Source organism: Curtobacterium salicis (genome assembly GCF_011759505.1).
Lineage (GTDB): Bacteria > Actinomycetota > Actinomycetes > Actinomycetales > Microbacteriaceae > Curtobacterium > Curtobacterium salicis.
This window is the reverse complement of sequence record NZ_JAAOYO010000005.1, coordinates 252,521-269,698: the sequence shown is the minus strand read 5'-3', so window position 1 is coordinate 269,698 and position 17,178 is coordinate 252,521. Positions and strand designations below refer to the sequence as shown.

The window sequence follows — 17,178 nt, the reverse complement described above, 5'->3', positions numbered from 1 at the left end:
GGAGTGGTACCGTCCGTGCATGCCCGAGCGCACCGACGGAGCCGCACCACTCCCGCAGCACGACCCGCTTCCGCAGCCGACCCCGGCCGAGATGGACCTGCCGGCCGTGCTGGACGCCCTGTCCGACCCGATCCGGCTGTCGATCCTGCACCGGTACCTCGTCGACGGCGGGGGCGAGGAGCGCTCGTGCGGCTGGGTCGGCATCGACCGACCGAAGTCCACGCTGACCCACCACTTCCGCGTCCTGCGTGAAGCCGGGCTGCTCGAACAGCACCTCGAGGGGCTCACCCGCGTCAGTCGGGTGCGGACCGACGAGGTGCAGCAGCGGTTCCCGGGCCTGCTCGACCTGGTCCTCGACTGGCAGGTGCCCGCCGGTCTCGTCCGCGCCGAGGCACGGGCATGAGCGGCGACCGTCCTGCCGTCGACGCCGACGCCGCACCGCACCGCCTGCCGGACGTCGTCGCCGAACCCGGCGTCACCTCGGCGCTCGCCGCGGACCTGACCGCCGCCGGCTACACCGTCGAGGGCGTCGACGCGCTCTGGGGCACCGAGGCCGCCGCCGCCCTGCACCGCGGGGTCCGTGTCGCCGCCCGTCGGGCCCTCGCCGCCCGGCCGACCACGCCGCTGTCGACCGTCGCGACGCTCTTCGTGCTCGGCCTCCCCGTGCCGCGCACCGACGCCGACGCGGCCTTCCCCACCGTCGGCGTGGACGCCCTCGGTGCGGCCGGGGTCCTGCGGGTCGACGGGGACACGGTCACCGCGGCCGTGGACCTCCGCCCGTACGCGTTCGTCGACGACCTGGGCGCCGGCAGCTGGTGGATCGTGTCCGACCTCGGCGAGCTCGCCCTCGGGCACGCCATCAGTGAGGAGCACGTCCTCGGCATCGGCGGGGCCACCACCACGCTGAGCGGGCTGCAGCTGCCCGTGCCGGTCCGTCGGGTGCTCGACCTCGGCACGGGGTGCGGCATCCAGGCCATGCACGCCCGACGCTTCGCCGACCAGGTCGTGGCCACCGACATCTCCCGACGGGCGCTCGACATCGCCCGGTTCAACGCGCAGCTCAACGGCATCGACGGCATCGAGTTCCGCCTCGGTTCCCTGTTCGAGCCGGTCGCGGGGGAGCGGTTCGACCGCATCGTCTCGAACCCGCCGTTCGTCATCACGCCCCGTCGGCAGGGTGTCCCCGCGTACGAGTACCGCGACGGTGGCATGGTCGGCGACGCCCTGGTCGAGACCGTCCTCCGCGGCCTGGCGGAGCACCTCGAGCCGGGCGGTACCGCCCAGCTGCTCGGCAACTGGGAACACCGGTGGGGGGACGACGGCCTGGAGCGCGTCCGCTCCTGGTTCGCCGACACCGACCTCGACGTGTGGGTCGTCGAGCGGGAGCGCGAGGACCCGCCCGCCTACGCCGAGACCTGGATCCGCGACGGCGGCACGAAGCCCGGCACGCCCGTCTTCGACGACCTGGTCGACGCGTGGCTCGACGACTTCCGCGATCGCCACGTCACCGGGGTCGGCTTCGGCTACGTCGTCGTCCGGGCCGGAGGCTCACCCGACCTCCGCCGCTTCGAGCGCCTCCCGCAGGTGCTCGGCTCCAACCCCGCCGGCCTCGGCGCGACGATCGCCCGCACCCTCGACGCCGTCGCGTGGCTCGCCGGACGGGACGACGACGCGTTCGCCGCCGCGCACCTCCGGGTCGCCGGCGACGTCACCGAGGAACGGCACTACTGGCCGGGCAACGACGACCCCACCGTGATGACGCTGGTGCAGGGCGGCGGGTTCGGCCGACGGGTCGACGCCGACACCGCCCTCGCCGCGTTCGTCGGCGCGGCCGACGGCGAGCTCACGGTCGGCCAGATCGTCGGCGCGATCGCCCAGCTGACGGGTGTCGACGACCGGGCGTTGACCGCGGAGCTGCTGCCGCGCCTCCGCGACCTGGTCCTGGACGGCCTGCTCCTCCCCGCCTAGGGGCTCCGCAAAACGCAACGTCGGCGGCAACGCGCAGCGGTATCCCGTTGCGTGCAGCCGCCGACGTTGCGTTTTGCGAGGTCAGGGGCGCCAGGTGTGCTCGGGGGCGTAGCCGAGGAGCTCGCGGGCCTTCTCCGACGACAGCAGGGAGCTCGTGCCGCCGATCTCGGCGCGACGCTCGACGTCCGGCAGGAACTGCTCGACGAGCTCCAGCGTCGGGGTCGCCATCACGGTGTCGGGGCTCGCGATGATGAACGCCTCGAACCCGGTCAGCTCGCTCTCCACGGCCTTCCGCACCGCCTGCGCCCCGTCACGCGAGTCGATGTACGACCACAGGTTGAACGTCTTCGCCTCCGGTGACGCGTCCCACGGGAACGACGGGTAGTCGGTCTCGTCCATCACGTTCGAGAAGCGCAGCCCGATCATCTTCAGCTGCGGGTCCCAGCGGGTGAAGTGGCGTGCCATCTCCTCCTCCACCGCCTTGCCGAGCGAGTACGACGACTGCGGGCGGACCGCGAACTCCTCGTCGACGGGCAGGTAGGGCGGGTGGTGCTCGCCCATCGGGATCCCCAGGAGCGTCTCACTGGAGGCCCACACCACGTTCCGGATGCGGGCCGCGCGGGCAGCGTGGAACACGTTGATCGACGCGGTCACGTTGTTCGTGATGAGGGCGACGTCCGGCACCTGGCCCGGCGCGGGCACGGCGGCGAGGTGCACCACCGCGTCGACCGAGTCGTAGCGGTCGTCGACACCGAGGAACGTGTTGAGCACCTGCCCGTAGTCCGTCAGGTCCGTCCGCACGAACTGCACCCGCTCGGGCTTGTCCGGGGAGGCCACCCGGTCGAGGAGCACGACGTCGTAGCCGTGCTCGTCCAGGTCACGGACGACCGCCCGTCCCAGCTTGCCGCTGCCACCGGTCACCACTACACGCGTCATCGCGTCACTCCACCTCGTCGTCGAGACCCCGGGTCGGGTCACGCCCATCCTGCCCTGCGGGCGGTGGACGCAACCAGGTACGGGCGGTACCTGCCGTCCCGGAGGCGGGGCGGGCCTCCCGATCGGCGTCAGGAGCGGGCCGTGACCTCGGCCATCGCGAGCCGTGTGACGAGTTCGACGTGCTCGGCCATGTCCCGGGTCGGGTCGTAGAGCCACTGGATCTGCATGCCGTCCGAGACCGCGAGCAGCACGCTGGCGAGCTCTTCCGGGTCGAGGTCCCGCCGCAGCCGTCCGTCGTCCTGCATCCCACGGAAGTCCGCGGTCATGCGGGACCGGTGCGCCTCGTAACACTCGCGGAAGTACGCGTGCGCCGGGTGCTCCGGATCCGTCGCCGCCGCGGCCGACAGGTTCACGAACATCTGGACCAGGCCCGGGACCTCGGTGTTGTGTCGGACCACGGCGGCGAGCAGGGCCGCGAGGTCCGGCGCGTCCCACTGGGCGTCCTTGTCGTCCTCGTCCCGCCGACGCAGGATCGCGACCCAGAGCTCGTCCTTCGAGTCGAAGTAGTGGAGCAGCCCGGCCTGCGTGAGGCCGACCGCATCGGCGATGTCCTTGATGCTCGTGCGCCGGAACCCCAGCGAGGCGACGCGTTCGAGCGCGACGGAGAGGATCTCCTCGCGCTTGGCGATGCCCTTCGCGTACGAACCCCGTCGTGCCATGGCGAGACTGTACCGCCCGCTCCGGGGGCGACCACCCTGCCCACATGCGGGGGTCCCTCGAACTGGAGTGCGCCTCCCGGCTGTGATTCCGTCCACTTTCCGCACCGGCGCCCGTCACATCGGTACGATCGTCGTTGCGTCAGTCGGCTGGTTACCGGCGGCGTACGCATCGAACAAGGACTGCCGAGCGAGTGTCGCGGCCTCCTGATCCGGCCGATGACGCCCCGGTGGTCCTGATGCGTTCCGATGCGCCCCCGCACGATGTGTGGGGGCGCATCCTCGTTCTCAGGACACCGCACCGCGCAGCGCGGGGCACGTTTCGTCAGGTGTGACAAAAGAGTGCGCAGGTGGAACTATGAGTCCACCATCCCGTTCGGATCAGGAACTGGATGGTCGTCCGGCGGGGGAGCCCACGGGACTCACCGCACCGTGGGCCCCGCTGGATGCCGGGCGCTCGCGGCGGACCGTCGGCGCGGCCGGACCGCGCCGACCGCCGTGTCCGTCAGGCGGTACGGACGGCCGGTGCGATCTCCTCGGCGATGATGCGCAGGATCCGCTCGTGGGAGGCGCTGTCCCCGTTGGCAGGTAGCGTCACGACCAACTCGTCGGTCGCCGTCACGGCCGGGTCGGCGCGCAGGGCGTCGACGATCGCAGCCGGCTCGCCGGAGAGCACCGTGCTGAAGCGGAACGGCGGGCCCGAGAGCGGCCGCCCCTCGTCGTCCATGCCGGACGCGTACCCGGTGAGGAACTCCTGGTGGACCGCCCGGTCGTGGTCGTCGAGCAGCGGGACGATGATCCGGCCGACGGCGACCTTCGGCTGCCGGTCCGGGTGCAGCTCCGCGAACCGCGTGCGGTACGCCTCGATCTGGTCGGCCTGTGCCTCGGCGAACGGTGCGCCGGTGTCCTCGGTGTTCAGCGTCGAGCAGTGCAGCAGCAGGCCCTTCTCGGCGGTCCGGACCGCCGTGCCCATGCTGCCGCCGCCCCACCAGACACGGTCGAGGAGTCCGGGGCTCTGCGGCTGCAGGGTCAGCTCCGCGCCGGCGGGGATGCTCTCGTAGCCCTTGCCCGCCGAGCCGAGTGCGTCGCCGTGCAGGACCTCGAGCAGGCGGGCCGCACGGGCTTCGGCCTCGTCGCGGAAGGAGCGCTCGGAGCCGCCGAACACCGGGTCGAGGATCGGACCGTAGCCGGCGATCCCGGTGCTGATGCCGAGCTGCACCCGGCCACCGCTGAGCAGGTCGACGGTGCTGGCGTCCTCGGCCAGGCGGACCGGGTCCTCGTAGCGCATGCCGAGGACGGCCGTGCCGAAGCCGATGGTGCTCGTCCGCTGGGCGGCGGCGGCGAAGAACGTCATCGGGCTGGTGAGGAACGGCTCGAAGTGCCGGCCGCGGACCCAGCCGGTGCCGTAGCCCAGGGACTCGGCGGTCTCGAAGAGCCGGAGTCCGTCCTCCAGGGCGCTCGCAGCGCCCGGGGCACCGCCGTGGTTGGGGACGAAGGAGAGGAAGCCGAGTTCGCGCACGGGTCGAGTCTATGCGGCTGCATGGACCGGCGGAAGGTGCGGGCAGTGTCAGCCGCCAGGCTGGGAGGATGGGCACATGACCGACGTCACCACCGCCCCTCCGCTCGTCGCCGCACTGCCGGCGTCCGAGGGCGGTGTCGTCGACCCCGACGCCGTCTACCTCGCCTTCGCCGAGTGGGCGGCCTCCGGCGGGCGTCCGCTCTACCCCGCGCAGGACGAGGCCCTCATCGAACTGGTCTCCGGCGCCAACGTCGTCCTGAGCACCCCGACCGGCACCGGCAAGTCCCTCGTCGCCGCCGGTGCCCACTTCGCCGCGCTCGCCGAGGGCAAGCGCAGCTACTACACGGCACCGATCAAGGCGCTGGTCTCCGAGAAGTTCTTCCAGCTCGTCGATCTCTTCGGCGCCCAGAACGTCGGCATGGTCACGGGCGACTCGGCCGTCAACGCCGACGCCCCCATCGTCTGCTGCACCGCCGAGATCCTGGCGAACCTGGCGCTCCGGCAGGGACCCGACGCCGACGTCGACGTCGTGGTCATGGACGAGTTCCACTTCTACGGGGACGCCGACCGCGGCTGGGCGTGGCAGGTGCCGCTGCTCGTGCTGGACCGCGCGCAGTTCCTCCTGATGTCGGCGACCCTCGGTGACGTCACGACGATCGCAGACGACCTGTCCCGGCGCACCGGACGGGCGACCGCACGGGTCACCGGCGTCTCGCGCCCCGTGCCGCTCGAGTACGAGTACGTGATGACCCCCGTGCAGGAGACCGTCGAGCGGCTGCTCGACGAGGGCAAGGCGCCGGTCTACATCGTGCACTTCGCCCAGGCCGCAGCGCTCGAGCGAGCGCAGGCGCTCATGTCCGCGAAGGTCGCCTCCCGAGAACGCCGGGACCAGATCGCCGAGGCCATCGCGGGGTTCCGCTTCAGCGCCGGGTTCGGGCAGACCCTGTCACGCCTGATCCGAGCGGGCATCGGCGTGCACCACGCGGGCATGCTGCCCAAGTACCGCCGCCTGGTCGAACAGCTCGCCCAGCGCGGCCTGCTGCCCGTGATCTGCGGCACCGACACCCTCGGCGTCGGCATCAACGTCCCGATCCGCGCCGTCCTGTTCACCGGACTGACGAAGTTCGACGGCACGAAGATGCGGCAGCTGTCCGCCCGCGAGTTCCACCAGATCGCCGGACGTGCCGGACGTGCCGGGTACGACACCGAGGGCGACGTGGTCGCGGAGGCCCCCGAGCACGACATCGAGAACGCCCGCGCCGTCGCCAAAGCCGGGGACGACCCGAAGAAGAAGAACAAGATCAAGCGGAAGAAGGCACCCGAGGGCTTCGTGTCCTGGGGGCAGGCGTCGTTCGAGCGCCTGATCAACGCCGAGCCCGAGCCGATGGTGTCCCGGATGCGGATCACCCACGCGATGGTCCTGTCCGTCGTCGCCCGCGGCGGGGACGCCTTCGAGGACGTCCGCTCCCTCGTCTACGACAACCACGAACCCCGCGCCCGGCAACTCGCGATGGCCCGCCGTGCACTGACGATCGCCCGGACGCTCATCAACGCCCGGGTGATCGAGAAGGTCGACGGCACCTACCGGCTGACCGTCGACCTGCAGGCGAACTTCGCACTCAACCAGCCGCTGTCGCCCTTCGCGCTCGCCGCCTTCGAGCTGCTCGACCCCGAGTCGCCGACCTTCGCGCTCGACATGGTGTCCATCGTCGAAGCGACCCTCGACGACCCGCGCGCGATCCTGTCCCAGCAGCAGTTCAAGGAACGCGGCGAAGCGGTCGCCCGGATGAAGCAGGAGGGCATCGAGTACGACGAGCGGATGGAGCTGCTCGAAGCGGTCACCTGGCCGAAGCCCCTCGACGAACTGCTCACCGCCGCGTACGAGAGCTACGCCGACGAGCAGCCCTGGGTGCTCGACTTCTCGCTGTCCCCGAAGTCCGTCGTCCGCGACATGTACGAGCGGGCGATGACGTTCGGCGACTACGTGCGCTTCTACCAGCTCACCCGCTCCGAAGGACTGGTGCTGCGGTACCTGTCGGACGCCTACCGCACCATGCGCCAGACCATCGCGGACGAGCACCGCACGCAGGAACTCGACGACATCATCGAGTGGCTCGGGGAACTCGTGCGCCAGGTCGACTCCTCGCTCGTCGACGAATGGGAGGCGCTGATGAACGGGGACATCGCGCTCGCCGAGGCCGAGCACGAGGAGATCGCCCCGCCGCAGCCCGCCCGCCTGACCGGCAACGTGCGGGCATTCCGGGTACTGGTCCGCAACGCCCTGTTCCAGCGGGTGCTGCTCGCCGCCCGGGACGACATCGAGGGCCTCGGTGAACTCGACGCCACCGCCGGCTTCGACCAGCACGCGTGGGACACCGTGCTCGAGGAGTACTACGACGAGCACGACACGATCGGCATCGACGCCGAAGCCCGGTCGATGCAGTACCTCGTGCTCTCCGAGCAGGGGCGGACCTGGCGTGCCCGGCAGATCTTCGCCGACCCGGCCGGCGACAAGGACTTCGGGTTCTCGGCCACCATCGACCTCGACGCCTCGGACGACGCGGGGGAGGCCGTGGTCCGGGTCACGGAGATCGGACGCTTCGACGGGTGGGCCGAGGTCGACGTCGACTGAGCGGGACCGTCCGGTCCGGTCCGGTCCGGACCGAACCGGACCGGACCGGCACGGTCCAGCCCGGTCCGGTCCGGCCTGGCCGGCCGCCCCGGTCCTGTCTGGTCCGCTCCGGGGAACGCACGCGTCGGCTGGCCGGAACACGCGGGCAGTCGACCGGGTACGGTCAGCGGCAGCCCACGGAAGGAACCCCATGCGAATCGGCTCCAGCATCGCCTTGATCGTGATCGGCGCCATCGTCGCTTTCGCGGTCGACTACCAGGTCGCCGGCATCGACCTGCGACTCATCGGCTACATCCTGATGGTCGCCGGCGTCATCCTGCTCATCATCAGCCTGGCGGTCGGCTTCGGCGGACGTCGGACGACCACCACCACGCGCTCCGGCGTCGACCCGGCCTCCGGCGAGCAGATCACCCGGCAGGACCGCCGCGACGGCACCTACTGAACCCAGGACGACAGACAGCGAGGGCGGGACCGGTCGGTCCCGCCCTCGCTGTCTGTCGTCCTGCTGTCTGCTGTCGGTCGTCGGTCCCGCGGTCTAGAAGAGCGTCGCGGGCGGGGCGACCTCGGGGATCGCGGCCGGCTCCGGCACGTCGACGCCCGGCCACCCCGGGCCCGTCGGGACCTCGGTGCGGTTCTGGTACGCCGTCGCCGCACCACGGGCACGGACGTCGGCAGCCTCGTTCATCTCGTGGCCCATGTGTCCGCGGACCCACTCGAACGTCACCTTGCGGCCCTGCAGCTCGGCGTCGAGCTCCTGGATGATCTCCACGTTGAGCACCGGCTTGCCGTCGGCCTTCCGCCAGCCCTTCCGCTTCCAGCCGGCGAGCCACTCGGTGCAGGCCTTGATCGCGTACTGGCTGTCGCAGAGGATGTGCAGCGGCTCGCCCGTGTCCTTCGTGGCCTTGAGGAGCTGCAGGACGGCGGTCAGCTCGCCCTGGTTGTTGGTGCCGCGAGGCCAGCCGCCGGCAGCCCAGCGGTCGTCGTCCACGTACCAGGCCCAGCCGGCAGGGCCGGGGTTGCCGAGGGCTGAGCCGTCAGCGGCAGCGACGATCGTCACGGTGGGACCTCCTGGTGGTGGCGAGTGCCCGACGAGCGTAACGGACCTGCGCGGGTGAGCCGTGCCTCCCGGCCCGGTCAGCGACCGGAGGTCCGGCGGAGTGCCGCGACCAGCCCGTCGCCATCGCAGACGTCGTACATCGCGAAGTTCTCCCGCATCCCGGGCATGCCGTCGAGCCCCGTGTTGGCGTACTGCTGTGCCGACGCGCTGCCGCCCAGGAAGAGCGTGTCGAGGTCGCTGACGTCGTCCCACTGCACGGTGACGTGCTCTGCCGTCCGGTCCACGTACCAGTCGGTGCGGCGCGCATCGGTCTCGCGTGTCCTCCGGCCGTTCGTCACGAGCGCGCGTTCTGTCGTCACGGCGTAGACGTCGGTGCGTTTCCGCTTGCGCTTGACGAGGAAGCGGCCGACACCCAGGTGCAGGGCGATCAGGACGAGGGCGGACACCAGGACGAGGACCGCCGGGTCGGCATGGGCACGCGCGGCTGCCACGAGGAAGCTCGTCACCACGACGAGGAAGAAGGCGCTGAAGGGGATCAGGTACCGGTCGGCGTCGACGAACATCTGCTGCGGGTCACTGTGGCCGACCCAGAGGAGACGCTCACCCGGGCGGAGTTGTCCGTCGACGACGGCCTGTTGCTCGGGGGTCGTCGAGCCGGCGGGGCAGGAGCCGTCAGCGTCGGGCTGCGTCATCGAGTGCCTGGACCAGGGCCTTGCCGTCCGAGACGTCGTAGAAGGCGAACGGCCTCGGGCTGGCGATCCCGTCCAAGCCCGTGTTGGCGTACACGGCTGCGGCGGGGTTCGAGCGGCGGAAGAGTGATCCAGTGCCGCCCTGGTCGTTCCACTCGACGGAGACGTGTCCGCCGGAACGGTTGACCGTCCGGTCGGCGCGGACGACGTCGGTCTCGCGGCTGGCGGTGCCGGTCGTGACGAAGGCGCGGCGGTCCGTCACCGCGTAGGCCTCGGTGCGCTTCCGGTGGCGCTTGAGGATGAACCGGCCGATCAGCATGTAGAGGCCGATCAGGACGAAGACGCCGCCGAAGAGGGCGAAGAACCACGGCGCCCCTGATCGGATCGCGGAGATCTCCCAGAAGGCGACGAACCCGCACCAGAACAGGCTGAACGGGACGAGGAATGCGTCCCGTCCGGTGAAGAGCCGTGCCGGATCGCTCTGCCCGACCCACAGCAGGCGCTCCCCGGGTCGGAGCTCGTCGGTGGCCAAGGCGCGAGGATCCATCACGCTTCGACGGTACCGGGGCGCGCGGGGGCCGGTTGTGCCCCGATCGGGTCGACGGCCTGGGAGGTCGGTGTCCGGCGCCGCCTAGCGTTCGGGGAAACGGGAGGAAACAGCATGAGCAACGACATCGCAGGCCCCGAGCACTCCGACGACCGGGACCGCTCCGACGCCCTGACCTCGGCAGCGCACAGCGACGACGTCGACGGGGTGAGCGGGCGCGAGCAGCGGGCCGCCGACACGTCCTACAGCCCGTCGAGCGAGCGGGAGATGGACGCGTCCCAGACGAAGCAGCGCGACGACGACGACCTGCGTGAGGACGGCATCGACCCCTCGCGCATCGTCGCAGCCCCGGGCACCGGTGGCGCGGACGACGCCGGCGACGTCGAGCCCGAGCCGGGCGACCTGCACCTGCCGTGGCAGTCCGAGGAGGACCGCCAGGGCTGAGCCGCTCTGGTTTCGGGGGGCCCCGGTAAGACACCGGTGTTCGTCGGTGACACCGCGCGATTCTGCGGCGCGATCGACGAACACCGGTGTTCCGCGTGACGACGAGGGCGGCGGCGGCTACGAGCCGGTCAGGCGACGGTGTCGGGGTGCGAGCCTGTGCGCTGTCCGGACTCCAGGGCGGCGATCGCAGCGAGCTCGCCCTCCGTCAGGACGAACCCGTCGACGTCGAGGTTCGACCGGATCCGAGACGGCGTCACCGACTTCGGCAGGACGACGACGCCCTGCTGCACGTTCCACCGGACGAGCACCTGGGCGACGCTGACGTCGTGGGCGGCCGCGATGCCGACGAGCACCGGGTCCTCGATCAGGCGTCCGCGGCCGAGCGGGGACCATGCAGCCGTGACGATGTCGTGCTGCTCGTGGAACGCCTTGAGGTCGCGCTGCGGCAGCCACGGGTGACGCTCGACCTGGTTGACCGCGGGGACCTCACCGGTCTCGTCGATGATGCGTTCGAGGTGCAGCACCTGGAAGTTCGAGACGCCGACACTGCGTGCACGCCCCGACTGCCGGAGCTCGACCAGGGTCTGCCAGGTCTCGACGTAGCGGTCGTTCGCCGCCGCCGGCCAGTGGATCAGGTACAGGTCGACCGCGTCGAGCCCGAGCCGCTGGAGACTGGCGTCGAAGGCCCGGAGCGTGCCGTCGCGACCCTGGTGGTCGTTCCACACCTTGGTGGTCACGAACACGTCGTCGCGCTCGAGGCCGGAGGCGCGGATCGCCTGCCCGACGCCGCGCTCGTTGCCGTACATCTCGGCCGTGTCGACGTGCCGGTACCCGGCGTCCAGCGCGAGCCCGACGGCCGTCGCCGCTTCGGCGTCGTCGACCTTGTAGACGCCGAAGCCGATGGTGGGGATGCTCCGGCCGTCGCGGAGGGGGATCGAGGTGACCATGCACCCATCCTGCCCGGCGGGACGGGGGTGGGGCGGGCCTCCAGTCCGACCTGTAGAGAACCCGGGTCGGACGGATCAGGTGGGGAGGTGCACCGGTTCGGTGTCCGGCAGCGGGCTGGCGTCACGACCGCGGAGGTCGGGCAACCAGCGCCGCACGACCAGGGGGAAGACGACGCCGGCCGCCGCCATGACCGCACCGACCATGAGGCCACCGCTCGGACCGTTGCTGTCGATGAGGAAGCCGGCGACCGCGGACCCGCCCGCGGCACCGATGAGCTGGCCGGTGCCCATCCAGCCGTACGCCTCGGCTGTGTCGGAGAACTTCACCGTGGCGGAGACCGAGCCGAACATCACCGTCAGCGCGGGGGCGATGCCGGCGCCGGCGATGACGAGCGAGATGCAGAGCCACCAGAACGTCGGGTTGCCGACCGCGAGTGCGAGCCCGACGAACACGATCGTCATGCGCAGCCAGAGGGCGTTCTGCGAGATCGGACGGTGGCCGAGCGCCAGACCACCGGCGAGTGACCCGACCGCGAAGACGGCGAGGACGATGCCGGCGTTCGGGCTGCCCTCGCCGAAGACGCTGGTGACGCTGGCCTCGACCGCGGAGCACGCGCCGATGAGCAGCAGGCCCGTGACGGTGGCGACGACGACCGAGGGCCGCTTCATGACGACACCGAACGCGCGCTTCGAGCGGGGGATGCGCACGCGGCCGAGCTCGGGGGAGGCGATGAACCACGCGCCGCCGATGAGCAGGAACACCATCGCGACGACGATCGCCTGGACGGTGCCGATCTGCGTCGCGACGAACGTGGTGATGACCGGGCCGGCGACCCAGATGAGCTCCTGCGCGCTGGCGTCGAGGGAGAAGAGCGGGGTGAGCTGCGACGAGGTGACCATCTTCGGGTAGATGGTGCGGACCGCGGGCTGCACGGGCGGGACCGCCAGACCGCCGACGAAGCCGATCACGACGTAGGCCCAGAGCGGCATCACGAAGAAGGCGATGATGCCCATCGTCACCAGCGCCACGATGCTCGTCAGGATCAGGACGGGACGCATGCCCCACCGGCCCATCCACCGGCTGGTCAGCGGACCGGCGAGGGCCTGGCCGATGCTCGTCGTCGCGAGGACGAGCCCGGCCGCGCCGTACGAGCCGAAGATGTGCTCGACGTGCAGCAGGTACGCCAGCGACAGCATGCCGAACGGGAACCGCGCGGTGAGTTGTGCGGCGATGACCCGGCCGACCCCGGGCGTCTTCAGCAGGGACCCGTACGCGCTCACGAGTCGAGTGTACGGACCGGACGGACCGCGTTGCGGCGGCTGTGGAGAGCGGTGTCCCCCGTGCGGGGGAGCGGCTCTGGGAGGTGTGTGCGCGACACGCCGATGTGCTGATTCCACACGTGTGGAATCGAGCTGTCCACCGGTGTGGGGAAGTGTCGGAGGTGCCCGTCAGACTGGCGTAAAACCGGGCCACCCGGGAATCCACAGGCTGTGCAGAGCGTTGTGGAGAACTACAGGGTTGTAACACTCCCTCTTGTGGTCGGTCACGCGGCGGGCCACTAGATGTAGTGTGAAGTCATCGCAGGGGCTCCTCTCGGAAGCGGCTGCGCACAGACCTCAGCACCACCTCCAGACCACGCACCACACCAGCAAGAACCAGGGGTAAACATGGCCGTCACCGTCTACACCAAGCCGTCCTGCGTCCAGTGCACTGCGACGTACCGCGCCCTCGACAACAAGGGCATCCAGTACGAGGTGCACGACGTCTCCACGGACGAAGCAGCGCTCGAGCACGTCAAGAGCCTGGGCTACATGCAGGCCCCCGTCGTCGTGACCGACGACGACCACTGGTCGGGCTTCCGCCCCGACAAGATCGCCACCCTCAGCGCCGAACTGGCCTGACGCCTCGCGGGCCGATCGGCCCGCGTCGCTCGGTGGCGGGAAGGCAGCCGGGAGGCTCGTCACACGCCCGCCACACCCCTCCGGTCCGCAGTCCGCACCTCATCAGGGAGCGCACCATGAGCCGCCTCGTCTACTTCTCGAGTGTCTCGGGCAACACCGCCCGGTTCGTGGAGAAGCTCGGCCAGGACGCCGACCGGATCCCGCTCCTGCCGAGCGAGCCGTTCCTCCACGCGGACGGCCCGTACGTCCTCGTGCTGCCCACCTACGGTGGCGGCAACGGACACGGAGCGGTGCCCAAGCAGGTCATCAAGTTCCTCAACGACGAACACAACCGGGCACTGATCCGGGGTGTGATCGCCGCCGGCAACACGAACTTCGGCGCGGCCTACGGTCTCGCGGGCGACGTCGTCGCACAGAAGTGCCACGTGCCCGTGCTCTACAGATTCGAACTCTTCGGGACCCCTGACGACGTGTCGGCGGTCAACTCAGGATTGGAAGCATTTTGGACGCAGCAGTTGCAGACGTCGATCTGACGTCGCCGCAGACGGGGATGGACTACCACTCCCTCAACGCGATGCTCAACCTCTACGACGCGGACGGCAAGATCCAGTTCGACAAGGATCGTGAGGCGGCCAAGCAGTTCTTCCTGCAGCACGTCAACCAGAACACCGTCTTCTTCCACAACCTGAAGGAGCGGCTCGACTACCTGGTCGAGAACGAGTACTACGAGCAGGCGACGATCGACCTGTACTCGATGGACTTCATCCAGCGTCTCAACGACCTGGCGTACTCGAAGAAGTTCCGGTTCCAGACGTTCCTGGGTGCGTTCAAGTACTACACGAGCTACACGCTCAAGACGTTCGACGGCAAGCGCTACCTGGAGCGCTTCGAGGACCGCGTCGTGATGACCGCCCTCGGCCTGGCGCAGGGCAACGAGCAGCTCGCGATCGACCTCGTCGAAGAGATCATCGCCGGCCGCTTCCAGCCCGCCACCCCGACGTTCCTCAACACCGCGAAGGCCCAGCGCGGCGAACTCGTCTCCTGCTTCCTCCTCCGCATCGAGGACAACATGGAGTCGATCTCGCGCGGGATCAACTCGTCGCTGCAGCTCTCGAAGCGCGGCGGCGGCGTGGCCCTGCTGCTCTCCAACATCCGCGAGGCCGGCGCCCCGATCAAGCAGATCGAGAACCAGTCCTCGGGCATCATCCCCGTGATGAAGCTGCTGGAAGACTCCTTCTCCTACGCGAACCAGCTCGGTGCGCGTCAGGGTGCCGGCGCGGTCTACCTCAGCGCCCACCACCCGGACATCATGAAGTTCCTCGACACCAAGCGCGAGAACGCCGACGAGAAGATCCGCATCAAGACGCTGTCCCTCGGCGTCGTCGTGCCGGACATCACGTTCGAGCTCGCGAAGAACAACGAGGACATGTACCTGTTCTCGCCGTACGACGTCGAGAAGGTCTACGGCGTCCCGTTCGGCGACGTCCCGATCTCCGAGAACTACCGCGCGATGGTCGACGACTCGCGCATCAAGAAGACGAAGATCAAGGCGCGCGAGTTCTTCCAGACCATCGCGGAGATCCAGTTCGAGTCGGGCTACCCGTACATCGTGTTCGAGGACACGGTGAACAAGGCCAACCCGATCAAGGGCCGGATCAACATGTCGAACCTGTGCTCGGAGATCCTGCAGGTGAACACCCCGACCACCTTCAACGAGGACCTCTCGTACAAGGAGATCGGCAAGGACATCTCCTGCAACCTCGGCTCGCTGAACATCGCGCTGACGATGGACTCGCCGGACTTCGGCAAGACCATCGAGACCGCCATCCGCGGCCTGACCTCGGTCTCGCAGATGTCGCACATCACGTCGGTCCGTTCCGTCGAGGACGGCAACGACAAGTCGCACGCCATCGGCCTCGGCCAGATGAACCTGCACGGCTACCTTGCTCGTGAGCGCGTGTTCTACGGCTCCGACGAGGGCATCGACTTCACGAACATCTACTTCTACACGGTGCTGTTCCACGCCCTGCGCGCCTCGAACAACATCGCGATCGAGACCGGAGAGACCTTCGACGGCTTCCGCGACTCGAAGTACGCGTCGGGTGAGTTCTTCGACAAGTACACCGACCAGGTCTGGACGCCGGCCACCCCCCGCGTCGCGTCGCTGTTCGACAACGCGAACATCACCATCCCGACGCAGGACGACTGGAAGGCGCTGAAGGCGTCCATCCAGGAGCACGGCATCTACAACCAGAACCTGCAGGCCGTCCCGCCGACCGGTTCGATCTCGTACATCAACCACTCGACGTCGTCGATCCACCCGATCGCGTCGAAGATCGAGATCCGCAAGGAAGGCAAGCTCGGCCGCGTCTACTACCCGGCGCCGTTCATGACGAACGACAACCTGGACTACTACCAGGACGCGTACGAGATCGGCGCCGAGAAGATCATCGACACGTACGCCGCGGCGACGCAGCACGTGGACCAGGGCCTGTCCCTGACGCTGTTCTTCAAGGACACCGCCACCACGCGTGACATCAACAAGGCGCAGATCTACGCATGGCGCAAGGGCATCAAGACGATCTACTACATCCGTCTGCGCCAGCTCGCACTCGAGGGCACCGAGGTCGAGGGCTGCGTTTCGTGCATGTTGTGACGCCTCCGGCGTCGTGCATGCTGCGTCGTCTCGGTCGCTGACGCGACCACCCCCGGCCTGGAGGCGCGGTGCCAGCCCGCACCGCGCCTCCCGGCCTTCGATTCGTCACCATCTCAATTCCGGAAGAAGCAATGACTCTCACCGACCCGGTCCACGCCACCGGCAAAGCCGTCCCGCTGATCCGTTCGGTCAGCGCGATCAACTGGAACCGCATCCAGGACGAGAAGGACGTCGAGGTCTGGAACCGCCTCGTCAACAACTTCTGGCTGCCCGAGAAGGTGCCGCTGTCGAACGACGTGCAGTCGTGGAACACCCTCACGCCGGAGGAGCAGCAGCTCACCATGCGCGTGTTCACGGGTCTGACGCTCCTCGACACCATCCAGGGCACCGTCGGCGCGATCAGCTTGATCCCCGACGCGATCACCCCGCACGAGGAGTCCGTCTACACGAACATCGCGTTCATGGAGTCGGTGCACGCCAAGAGCTACTCGTCGATCTTCTCGACCCTGGCGTCGACGCCCGAGATCGACGACGCCTTCCGCTGGTCCACCGAGAACGTGAACCTGCAGAAGAAGGCGCAGATCGTCCTCGACTACTACACCGGTGACGACCCGCTGAAGCGCAAGGTCGCGTCGACCTTGCTCGAGTCGTTCCTGTTCTACTCCGGCTTCTACCTGCCGATGTACTGGTCCTCGCGCGCGAAGCTCACGAACACCGCTGACCTGATCCGCCTGATCATCCGCGACGAAGCCGTCCACGGGTACTACATCGGGTACAAGTTCCAGAAGGGGCTCGAGGGCGCCTCTGAGGAGCGCAAGCAGGAGATCAAGGACTACACGTTCAGCCTGCTGTTCGAGCTGTACGAGAACGAGATCCAGTACACCCAGGACCTCTACGACCAGGTCGGGCTGACCGAGGACGTCAAGAAGTTCCTGCACTACAACGCCAACAAGGCGCTGATGAACCTGGGCTACGAGCCGATGTTCCCCAAGGAGACGACGGACGTGAACCCGGCGATCCTGTCGGCGCTGTCGCCCAACGCGGACGAGAACCACGACTTCTTCTCGGGGTCGGGCTCGTCGTACGTCATCGGCAAGGCCGAGAGCACTGAGGACGAGGACTGGGACTTCTGATCTCGGTCTGACTCGTGGGGACGCCCCGCTGG

Annotated in this window: 17 protein-coding genes; 9 read left to right on the top strand and 8 right to left on the bottom strand. The window is 69.2% G+C overall.

Features of this window, described 5'->3' with window-relative positions:
* Nucleotides 1-19 precede the first annotated feature (19 nt).
* Together E9228_RS16225 and E9228_RS16220 are read left to right on the top strand one after the other, a co-directional pair.
* Complete coding sequence (locus tag E9228_RS16225; RefSeq protein WP_166781566.1) at nt 20-403, top strand: ArsR/SmtB family transcription factor; 384 nt, start codon at nt 20-22, stop codon at nt 401-403.
* Nucleotides 400-1,968, top strand: coding sequence for a N5-glutamine methyltransferase family protein (locus E9228_RS16220; protein ID WP_166781565.1), 1,569 nt, complete (start codon nt 400-402; stop codon nt 1,966-1,968). Before E9228_RS16225 ends, E9228_RS16220 begins: the two co-directional genes overlap by 4 nt.
* A gap of 81 nt (nt 1,969-2,049) precedes the next feature.
* Here the strand turns inward: E9228_RS16220 and E9228_RS16215 are convergent, their stop codons facing one another.
* From E9228_RS16215 to E9228_RS16205, 3 genes are all read right to left on the bottom strand, one after another.
* Nucleotides 2,050-2,904, bottom strand: a complete 855-nt coding sequence (locus tag E9228_RS16215; RefSeq protein WP_166781564.1) for an NAD-dependent epimerase/dehydratase family protein — start codon at nt 2,902-2,904, stop codon at nt 2,050-2,052.
* Nucleotides 2,905-3,032: 128 nt separating this feature from the next.
* The gene (locus E9228_RS16210) at nt 3,033-3,623 is read right to left on the bottom strand and encodes a TetR/AcrR family transcriptional regulator (protein ID WP_166781563.1); all 591 of its coding nucleotides are present in this window, start codon (nt 3,621-3,623) and stop codon (nt 3,033-3,035) included.
* 502 nt (nt 3,624-4,125) lie between these two features.
* Nucleotides 4,126-5,139, bottom strand: coding sequence for an LLM class flavin-dependent oxidoreductase (locus E9228_RS16205; protein WP_166781562.1), 1,014 nt, complete (start codon nt 5,137-5,139; stop codon nt 4,126-4,128).
* 76 nt (nt 5,140-5,215) lie between these two features.
* Between E9228_RS16205 and E9228_RS16200 the strand changes: the two genes are divergently transcribed.
* Both E9228_RS16200 and E9228_RS16195 read left to right on the top strand, forming a co-directional pair.
* Nucleotides 5,216-7,771 (top strand): DUF3516 domain-containing protein, encoded by a 2,556-nt coding sequence (locus tag E9228_RS16200; RefSeq protein ID WP_166781561.1) that lies wholly within the window; start codon nt 5,216-5,218, stop codon nt 7,769-7,771.
* A gap of 190 nt (nt 7,772-7,961) precedes the next feature.
* Nucleotides 7,962-8,213 (top strand): DUF6458 family protein, encoded by a 252-nt coding sequence (locus tag E9228_RS16195; protein WP_166781560.1) that lies wholly within the window; start codon nt 7,962-7,964, stop codon nt 8,211-8,213.
* Between the two features lie 93 nt (nt 8,214-8,306).
* On the opposite strand, the gene E9228_RS16190 is transcribed toward E9228_RS16195, so the two are convergent.
* The 3 genes from E9228_RS16190 to E9228_RS16180 form a co-directional block, all read right to left on the bottom strand.
* Complete coding sequence (locus tag E9228_RS16190) at nt 8,307-8,828, bottom strand: ribonuclease H family protein (RefSeq protein ID WP_111078557.1); 522 nt, start codon at nt 8,826-8,828, stop codon at nt 8,307-8,309.
* Nucleotides 8,829-8,905: 77 nt separating this feature from the next.
* Nucleotides 8,906-9,520, bottom strand: a complete 615-nt coding sequence (locus E9228_RS16185; RefSeq protein WP_166781559.1) for a hypothetical protein — start codon at nt 9,518-9,520, stop codon at nt 8,906-8,908.
* Nucleotides 9,501-10,067 carry a hypothetical protein gene (locus E9228_RS16180; RefSeq protein WP_166781558.1) on the bottom strand — a complete coding sequence of 189 codons (567 nt, stop codon included), beginning with the start codon at nt 10,065-10,067 and terminating at the stop codon, nt 9,501-9,503. The genes E9228_RS16185 and E9228_RS16180 overlap by 20 nt, the downstream gene beginning before the upstream one ends.
* Nucleotides 10,068-10,178: 111 nt before the next feature.
* On the opposite strand from E9228_RS16180, the gene E9228_RS16175 reads away from it, so the two are divergent.
* Nucleotides 10,179-10,508: a hypothetical protein gene (locus tag E9228_RS16175; RefSeq protein ID WP_111043927.1), complete on the top strand. Its 330-nt coding sequence runs from the start codon at nt 10,179-10,181 to the stop codon at nt 10,506-10,508.
* Between the two features lie 128 nt (nt 10,509-10,636).
* Here the strand turns inward: E9228_RS16175 and E9228_RS16170 are convergent, their stop codons facing one another.
* On the bottom strand, nt 10,637-11,455 hold the full coding sequence (locus E9228_RS16170; RefSeq protein ID WP_166781557.1) for an aldo/keto reductase: 819 nt from the start codon (nt 11,453-11,455) through the stop codon (nt 10,637-10,639).
* A 75-nt stretch (nt 11,456-11,530) separates the two neighbouring features.
* Nucleotides 11,531-12,736: an MFS transporter gene (locus E9228_RS16165; protein ID WP_166781556.1), complete on the bottom strand. Its 1,206-nt coding sequence runs from the start codon at nt 12,734-12,736 to the stop codon at nt 11,531-11,533.
* Nucleotides 12,737-13,123: 387 nt separating this feature from the next.
* Here E9228_RS16165 and nrdH point away from each other — a divergent pair, with 387 nt between their 5' ends.
* The 4 genes from nrdH to nrdF all read left to right on the top strand — a co-directional run bounded on the left by nrdH (nt 13,124) and on the right by nrdF (nt 17,146).
* Nucleotides 13,124-13,357 carry a glutaredoxin-like protein NrdH gene (gene nrdH, locus E9228_RS16160; RefSeq protein ID WP_058769310.1) on the top strand — a complete coding sequence of 78 codons (234 nt, stop codon included), beginning with the start codon at nt 13,124-13,126 and terminating at the stop codon, nt 13,355-13,357.
* A gap of 116 nt (nt 13,358-13,473) precedes the next feature.
* Nucleotides 13,474-13,890, top strand: a complete 417-nt coding sequence (nrdI, locus tag E9228_RS16155; RefSeq protein ID WP_166781555.1) for a class Ib ribonucleoside-diphosphate reductase assembly flavoprotein NrdI — start codon at nt 13,474-13,476, stop codon at nt 13,888-13,890.
* 17 nt (nt 13,891-13,907) lie between these two features.
* Nucleotides 13,908-16,013, top strand: a complete 2,106-nt coding sequence (nrdE, locus tag E9228_RS16150) for a class 1b ribonucleoside-diphosphate reductase subunit alpha (protein ID WP_166781554.1) — start codon at nt 13,908-13,910, stop codon at nt 16,011-16,013.
* A gap of 131 nt (nt 16,014-16,144) precedes the next feature.
* Complete coding sequence (gene nrdF / locus E9228_RS16145) at nt 16,145-17,146, top strand: class 1b ribonucleoside-diphosphate reductase subunit beta (RefSeq protein ID WP_056119980.1); 1,002 nt, start codon at nt 16,145-16,147, stop codon at nt 17,144-17,146.
* Nucleotides 17,147-17,178 lie beyond the last annotated feature (32 nt).

Bases quoted from the DNA above. Each gene is read 5' to 3' on its own strand.
- nrdH (WP_058769310.1), top strand. From the start codon at position 13,124: ATGGCCGTCACCGTCTACACCAAGCCGTCCTGCGTCCAGTGCACTGCG.
- E9228_RS16195 (WP_166781560.1), top strand. From the start codon at position 7,962: ATGCGAATCGGCTCCAGCATCGCCTTGATCGTGATCGGCGCCATCGTC.
- E9228_RS16175 (WP_111043927.1), top strand. From the start codon at position 10,179: ATGAGCAACGACATCGCAGGCCCCGAGCACTCCGACGACCGGGACCGC.
- E9228_RS16170 (WP_166781557.1), bottom strand. From the start codon at position 11,455: ATGGTCACCTCGATCCCCCTCCGCGACGGCCGGAGCATCCCCACCATC.
- E9228_RS16225 (WP_166781566.1), top strand. From the start codon at position 20: ATGCCCGAGCGCACCGACGGAGCCGCACCACTCCCGCAGCACGACCCG.
- E9228_RS16220 (WP_166781565.1), top strand. From the start codon at position 400: ATGAGCGGCGACCGTCCTGCCGTCGACGCCGACGCCGCACCGCACCGC.
- E9228_RS16200 (WP_166781561.1), top strand. From the start codon at position 5,216: ATGACCGACGTCACCACCGCCCCTCCGCTCGTCGCCGCACTGCCGGCG.
- nrdF (WP_056119980.1), top strand. From the start codon at position 16,145: ATGACTCTCACCGACCCGGTCCACGCCACCGGCAAAGCCGTCCCGCTG.
- nrdI (WP_166781555.1), top strand. From the start codon at position 13,474: ATGAGCCGCCTCGTCTACTTCTCGAGTGTCTCGGGCAACACCGCCCGG.
- E9228_RS16185 (WP_166781559.1), bottom strand. From the start codon at position 9,520: ATGACGCAGCCCGACGCTGACGGCTCCTGCCCCGCCGGCTCGACGACC.
- E9228_RS16210 (WP_166781563.1), bottom strand. From the start codon at position 3,623: ATGGCACGACGGGGTTCGTACGCGAAGGGCATCGCCAAGCGCGAGGAG.
- nrdE (WP_166781554.1), top strand. From the start codon at position 13,908: ATGGACTACCACTCCCTCAACGCGATGCTCAACCTCTACGACGCGGAC.
- E9228_RS16215 (WP_166781564.1), bottom strand. From the start codon at position 2,904: ATGACGCGTGTAGTGGTGACCGGTGGCAGCGGCAAGCTGGGACGGGCG.